General features: G+C 64.5%; 6 protein-coding genes and 1 pseudogene. 3 read left to right on the plus strand and 4 right to left on the minus strand.

Going from position 1 to position 6404, the window contains the following annotated elements; genetic code table 11:
* Positions 1-9 precede the first annotated feature (9 nt).
* The 4 genes from MnOB_RS16155 to MnOB_RS16175 all read right to left on the minus strand — a co-directional run bounded on the left by MnOB_RS16155 (position 10) and on the right by MnOB_RS16175 (position 3354).
* Positions 10-300: a YceK/YidQ family lipoprotein gene (locus MnOB_RS16155; protein ID WP_077525230.1), complete on the minus strand. Its 291-nt coding sequence runs from the start codon at positions 298-300 to the stop codon at positions 10-12.
* A complete protein-coding gene (gene ubiX / locus MnOB_RS16160) occupies positions 293-922 on the minus strand; it encodes a flavin prenyltransferase UbiX (RefSeq protein ID WP_077525231.1) in 630 nt (209 codons plus the stop codon). The genes MnOB_RS16155 and ubiX overlap by 8 nt, the downstream gene beginning before the upstream one ends.
* A gap of 4 nt (positions 923-926) precedes the next feature.
* Positions 927-2279, minus strand: a complete 1353-nt coding sequence (gene mpl / locus MnOB_RS16165; RefSeq protein ID WP_077525232.1) for a UDP-N-acetylmuramate:L-alanyl-gamma-D-glutamyl-meso-diaminopimelate ligase — start codon at positions 2277-2279, stop codon at positions 927-929.
* 202 nt (positions 2280-2481) lie between these two features.
* Complete coding sequence (locus MnOB_RS16175; protein WP_077525234.1) at positions 2482-3354, minus strand: LysR substrate-binding domain-containing protein; 873 nt, start codon at positions 3352-3354, stop codon at positions 2482-2484.
* Positions 3355-3484: 130 nt separating this feature from the next.
* Between MnOB_RS16175 and MnOB_RS16180 the strand changes: the two genes are divergently transcribed.
* The 3 genes and pseudogenes from MnOB_RS16180 to MnOB_RS28620 form a co-directional block, all read left to right on the plus strand.
* On the plus strand, positions 3485-4654 hold the full coding sequence (locus MnOB_RS16180; protein ID WP_077525235.1) for a 2-aminoethylphosphonate--pyruvate transaminase: 1170 nt from the start codon (positions 3485-3487) through the stop codon (positions 4652-4654).
* Positions 4655-4938: 284 nt separating this feature from the next.
* Entirely contained in the window at positions 4939-6267 is a 1329-nt protein-coding gene (locus tag MnOB_RS16185; RefSeq protein WP_077525236.1) for an MFS transporter, read from the plus strand.
* Positions 6268-6307: 40 nt separating this feature from the next.
* Positions 6308-6404 (plus strand): annotated as a pseudogene (locus MnOB_RS28620) (phosphonoacetaldehyde hydrolase); the annotation flags it as partial.

The following is a 6404-nucleotide window of genomic DNA, read 5'->3' on the forward strand; positions in this document are numbered from 1 at the left end:
CCTACAGGTTCAATACCCGCCCGTTACCCCCAGGCTCACACCCAACTCCGCCGCCACTGCGAAGGGCAGCAGTAGCGTATCCAGCAATGCACTGGCGGGCAGGTCCAGTGCCGGGTAGGCCGGCGGCTCGACGCCGAAGCGGTCCGTGGGGCAGCAGCCGCCATTGAGCGAATACCAGTCCAGACGGGTGCCGGAATAGATGATCGGCGCGCCCGGCTTGGCGGCGTTCAGGGTCCCGACACTGGCGCAGCCTTGCAGAAGGCTCAGCGCCAGCGCGATAACGGCGAAGGGTTTAGTCATCGACGCCCTGATGGTGTTCGCCCCAACGCGGCAGCATGTCCTGGGGGATATCCAGCAAGTTGAGGATGCGCGCCACCACGAAGTCGACCAGGTCATCGATGGTCTGCGGCTGGTGATAGAAGCCCGGCGAGGCCGGCACAATCACCGCCCCGAGGTTGGACAGCTTGAGCATGTTCTCCAGGTGAATGCTGGAGTACGGCGCCTCGCGCGGCACCAGGATCAGCTGGCGGCGCTCCTTCAGGGTCACGTCGGCGGCGCGCTCGATCAGGTTGTTGCAGGCACCGGTGGCAATGGCCGAGAGCGTCCCGGTGGAACAGGGCACCACCACCATCGCCGCTGGCGCGCCGGAGCCGGAAGCCACTGGAGACATCCAGTCTTCCTTGCCATAGCAGCGAATCTGACCCGGTGCGGCACCGGTGTACTCGCTGAGGAAGGCCTGCATGGACTGGGGCTTGGCCGGCAGGGTGACGTCGGTTTCAGTGGCCATCACCAACTGCGCCGCCTTCGAGATGAGGAAGTGCACCTCGCGGTCTTCCTGAATCAGGCAATCCAGTAGGCGCAGACCGTACTGGGCGCCGGAGGCGCCAGTCATTGCCAGGGTGATGCGGGACGGTCCGTTCATGGCCTCACTCCGCCAGGGCCGAGGCCAGCTTGCCGTGCAGACCGCCGAAACCGCCGTTGCTCATGATCACCACCTGAGTGCCGGGCGCGGCGATGGCCTTCACCCCCTCGATGATGGACTCCAGGGACTCGCACACCTGGGTCGGCACAGTGGAGCCGGCAACGGTGGCGGCCAGATCCCAGCCAAGGTTCGGCGGCGCGTACCAGAACACCTGGTCGGCCAGCTTCACCGAGTCCGGCAGGCCGTCGCGGTGGGCGCCGAGCTTCATGGAGTTGGAGCGCGGCTCGATCACCGCGATCACCGGGGCGTCGCCCACGCGCTTGCGCAGGCCGTCGAGGGTGGTGGCGATGGCGGTCGGGTGGTGGGCGAAATCGTCGTAGATGGTTACGCCATTCACTTCCGCCACCTTCTCCATGCGTCGTTTGACGCTCTTGAAGACCGACAACGCGGCGACACCCAGCTCCGGCACCACGCCAACATGGCGGGCCGCAGCCAGGGTGGCGAGCGCATTGGCAACGTTGTGCTGGCCGGTCAGTTCCCAGTCTATGGTGCCGGCGACCTGACCCTCGAACAGTACGTCGAAACGCGAGCCGTCTTCGGACAGCAGGCGAGCCTGCCATTGACCGCCTTCACCAGTGGTCTGCACCGGGGTCCAGCACCCCATGTCCAACACGCGCTTGAGGGCGGTATCGGACGTCGGGTGGATGACCAGCCCCTCGCCGGGGATGGTCCGCACCAGATGATGGAATTGGCGTTCGATGGCGGCGAGGTCGGGGAAGATGTCCGCGTGATCGAACTCGAGGTTATTGAGGATGGCGGTGCGCGGGCGGTAGTGGACGAACTTGGAGCGCTTGTCGAAGAAGGCGCTGTCGTACTCGTCGGCCTCCACCACGAAGAAGGGCGTGCCGCCCAGGCGTGCGGAGACACCGAAATTCTGTGGAACGCCGCCGATCAGGAAGCCCGGGCTCATGCCGGCATGCTCCAGCACCCAGGCCAGCATGCTGGTGGTGGTGGTCTTGCCGTGGGTACCGGCGACCGCGAGTACCCAGCGCCCCTGCAGCACATGGTCGGCCAGCCACTGCGGGCCGGAGACATAGGGCAGGCCCTTGTTCAGCACGTACTCGACGGCGGGGTTGCCACGGGACAAGGCATTGCCGACGACCACCAAGTCTGGAGCGGGCTCCAGATGGGCCGGCTCGTACCCCTGCATCAACTCGATTCCCTGTGCCTCCAGCTGGGTGCTCATGGGCGGGTAGACGTTGGCGTCGGAGCCGGTGACACGGTGGCCAAGTTCCTTGGCCAGCACCGCCAGCGAACCCATGAAGGTGCCGCAGATGCCGAGGATGTGGATATGCATGGATGACCTCTGAAACGGGCCGCCCCGGCCCGGAAAAAACTTGTCGCAGGTTAGCACAGCGGCCCCTCTGGGAGCCCCAGGAGACTGGTGTAGGGGCGAATTCATTCGCCAAGCAGGCCGAAGGCGTGCCATGGGCGCCTTTGGGGACCGCTACGCGGTCCTTGGCGAATGAATTCGCCCCTACAAGGAGAAAGCGAACCAGCTAGCCGCCGTTCGACCGCACGATGTCGAAAAAGGTCTCGATGATGCGCCGCGAACCCTGCTCGCGCAGGCACACCAGCGTCTCCGTCATGCGCTGCAGGCAATCGCGGACCGGCAGTACATGCACGTTGGCGCTGGCCCCCACTTCCGCCGCCGAAACCAGCCCCACGCCCAGGCCCGCAGCAACCATCTCGAAGGTCGCCTCGCGGCCCTCCACTTCGATGGCCGGGCGGATGGCAATACCGGCGCGGCGCATCTCTTCCTCGAGTATCTGTCGAGTCATGGAACCACGCTCGCGCAGCACCATCGGCATGTCTTCCAGGTCGGCGAGAACGATCGACTCACGCGCCGCCCAGGGGTGCGAGTGAGCCACGAAGGCCACCAGCGGATCGGCGCTGAGCACATGGGTGATCAGGCTGTCGTCTTCCACCACGCGGCCCAGCAGGGCGAAGTCCGCCTTGTACTCCTGCAGCCGGCGCAGGCACTCATCGCTGTTGCCCGTGACCAGGCTGACGCGGATGCCCGGATAGCGCTCGCAGAACCGCGCGATATGCGCCAACAGGTGCACCGGCGAATCCACCGCCAGGGTCAGGCTGCCGGTCTCCAGCGCGCGCGAGGTGGACAGCAGTTCCTGCGCTTCGGACTCCGCTGCGAACAGCCGCTGGGTAATGGTCAGCAGGCGCTCGCCAAGGTCGGTCAGTTGCACCGAGCGCTTATTGCGGTGGAACAGCAGGATGCCGAAGCGCTCCTCTAGCTTGCGCACCTGGTCGGAAACCGCCGGTTGGCTGAGAAACAGCGCCTCGGCCGCACGGGTGAAATTGCCGTGCACCGCCACGGCGTGGAAGGCCTTGAGCTGTGCCTGGGAAACCGCCATTCGCCTGCTCCTCGATAAATAAGCTCAACTTATTTTTGAAATACTATAAATCGATTTTTTTTATTTCTAGGGAATTGGTTTTATCTCTCCATCGCAACGCGCCCTCACCAGAACAACGCTGGAGACGACCATGACCAAAGCCGAATTCCCCACCAACACCCAACCGCTGGCAACCCCCGCCCTCGGCGAGCCCTACCTGCTGACCCCCGGCCCGCTGACCACCTCCAAAGCCACCAAGGAAGCCATGCTGCGTGATTGGGGCTCGTGGGACGGCGCCTTCAACCTGGTAACCGCCGAAGTGCGCCAGGAACTGCTCTCGATGGCCGGTGTGCAGGACGACAGTTTCGCCTGCGTGCCCCTGCAAGGTAGCGGCAGCTTCTCGGTGGAAGCCGCACTCGCCACGGCAATCCCCCGTGACGGCAAGTGCCTGATCCTGATGAATGGTGCCTACGGCCAACGTGCCGCCAAGACCCTCGATTACCTCGGCCGCGCCTACATCACCCTGGACAAGGGCGACTATCTGCCGCCGCAACCGGACGAAGTGGCCGCCCTGCTGAAGGCCAACCCGGACGTCACCAACGTCTTCCTGGTCCACTGCGAAACCAGCTCCGGCATCCTCAACCCACTGCGTGAAATCGCCGACGTGGTGAAGGCCCACGGCAAGAGCCTGATCGTCGATGCCATGAGCTCTTTCGGTGCGGTCCCGCTGACCATCAACGAAATCGCCTTCGACGTGCTGGTGTCTTCCGCCAATAAATGCATCGAAGGCATCCCAGGCTTCGGCTTCGTGATCATCCGTCGCTCGGTGCTGGAAGCCGCCAAGGGCCGCGCCCATTCCCTCGCCCTCGACATCTACGAGCAGTGGCTCTACATGGAGCGCACCGGCCAGTGGCGCTTCACCCCGCCGACCCACAGCGTGGTGGCCTTCCGCGCGGCGCTGGAGCAGCACGCTGCCGAAGGTGGCGTAGCCGGCCGCCTGGCGCGCTACAGCCGCAACCGCGATGTGCTGGTCGCCGGCATGCGCGAAATCGGTTTCAAGACCCTACTGGAAGACCAGTGGCTGTCGCCGATCATCACCACCTTCTTCAGCCCAGAGCACCCGAACTTCGAGTTCAAGCGCTTCTACGAGGAGCTGAAGGCCCGCAGTTTCATCATCTACCCCGGCAAGCTGACCGTGGCCGAGAGCTTCCGCATCGGCTGCATCGGCCAGATCGACGAACACATCGTCCGCCAACTGCTGCGCGCCATCGCCGACTCCCTGGAAGCGATGGGCGTGGAGATCGAGCAAACGGCTGCCTAAGTCGAAAGGCCAGCCCATTCCAGGTCACCCACCGTCCTGAGACGGTTCCCGCTGCGGGTAGCGGGGCCGTGGTGCGGTGACCTTTTTCTGAAACATTTCCGTAGTAAACCGACCGCTCGGCCACGCCGGGCAGGAGCCAAGACCAACGCCGAATCTCATCCACCAGCCTGACGCCACGACCGCTGCAATCTGACCAAGGCCGTGCGTTTAGACAGCCCAGCAGTAAAACAACAACAACCTCCCTATTTGCACTGTCCGGCATACCCACACGGGGTCAGAAAACCATGAACAACAACGCAGGTGCCTTGCACAGCGGCTGGAAGTCCCTCCAGCGCTGGCGTGTCCAGATCTTCCTCATCACCTGGCTGGCCTACGCCGCCTTCTACTTCACCCGGAAAGCCTTCTCCGTCGCCAAGCTCGGCATTGGCGAAGACCCGAACTTCGAACTCGACAAGGCCGCGATGGCCAACCTCGATGCCCTCTACCTGGCCGCCTACGCCGTGGGTCAGTTCACCTGGGGCATCTTCGCCGACCGTTTCGGTCCACGCGTGGTGGTACTCGGCGGTCTGGTGATTTCGGCCCTGGTAGCCGTTGTCATGGGCACCTTCGCCACCCTGCCGATCTTCGCCACCTGCATGGTGGTCCAGGGTCTGGCGCAGTCCACCGGCTGGTCGGGTCTGTGCAAGAACATCGGGAGCTTCTTCGCCACCGGCGAGCGCGGTCGTGTCCTGGGCTACTGGAGCACCTGCTATGCGTTCGGCGGCCTGGTCGCCACACCCTTCGCCGGCTGGTGGGCCTACGAGGTGTTCCATGACTGGCGCATGGCGTTCCTCTCCAGCGCCCTGGTGGTGGGCGTCGTCGCGGTGCTGTTCTATTTCCTGCAACGCAACAAGCCAGAAGACGTCGGCCATGCGCCGGTCGAAGTGGAAGCCAGCACCAACGGGCCGCGTGAAGGCCACTGGGTCGCCCTGCGCAAGGTGCTTAAAAACCGCACCGTGCTGGTCCTCGGCCTCGCCTACTTCCTGTTGAAGCCCGCGCGTTACGCCATCCTGCTGTGGGGCCCGGTGATCGTCTACGAACGCATGCCGGCCATCGGCAAGGTCGCCTCCGCCATCGTCCCCACCGCCTTCGAGCTGGCTGGCCTGGTGGGTCCGATCCTGATCGGCCTCGCTTCGGACAAGCTCTTCGGTGCCCGCCGTATGCCGGCCTGCGTGTTCAGCCTGATCGCCCTCACCGTGTGCCTGGCGCTGTTCGTCCCGGCCATGCAGAGCGGCAGCCTGTACCTGGTGGTCGGCCTGCTGTTCATGATGGGCATGACCCTCTACGGACCGGATTCGATGATCAGCAGCTCCGCTGCCATCGACTTCGGCACCCAGGAAGCCGCCGGCACCGCCGCAGGCTTCGTCAACGGCTGCGGCTCGGTGGGCGCCATCCTCGGCGGCCTGCTGCCGGGCTACTTCGACACCACCACCGTATTCGTGGTGTTCACCGCCGCGGCGCTACTGGCCAGCCTGATGCTGGTGCCCTTCTGGAACAGCCGCCCGCAACCCTTGAAATCGCCGGAAAACTTCCCGGCAACCGGTCAACCGGCCCTGGCCGGGGCCAAGTCCTGAATTCCCTTAGCCCAACCTGCAATCCGCTGGAGTCATCACCATGCATTACAAGCAACCCACCCAACTGCAAGCCGTCATCCTTGACTGGGCCGGCACCGTCGTCGACTTCGGTTCCTTCGCACCGACCCAGATCTTCG

Origin of the sequence: Metapseudomonas resinovorans (assembly GCF_002003485.1) — a bacterium.
GTDB lineage: Bacteria > Pseudomonadota > Gammaproteobacteria > Pseudomonadales > Pseudomonadaceae > Metapseudomonas > Metapseudomonas resinovorans_D.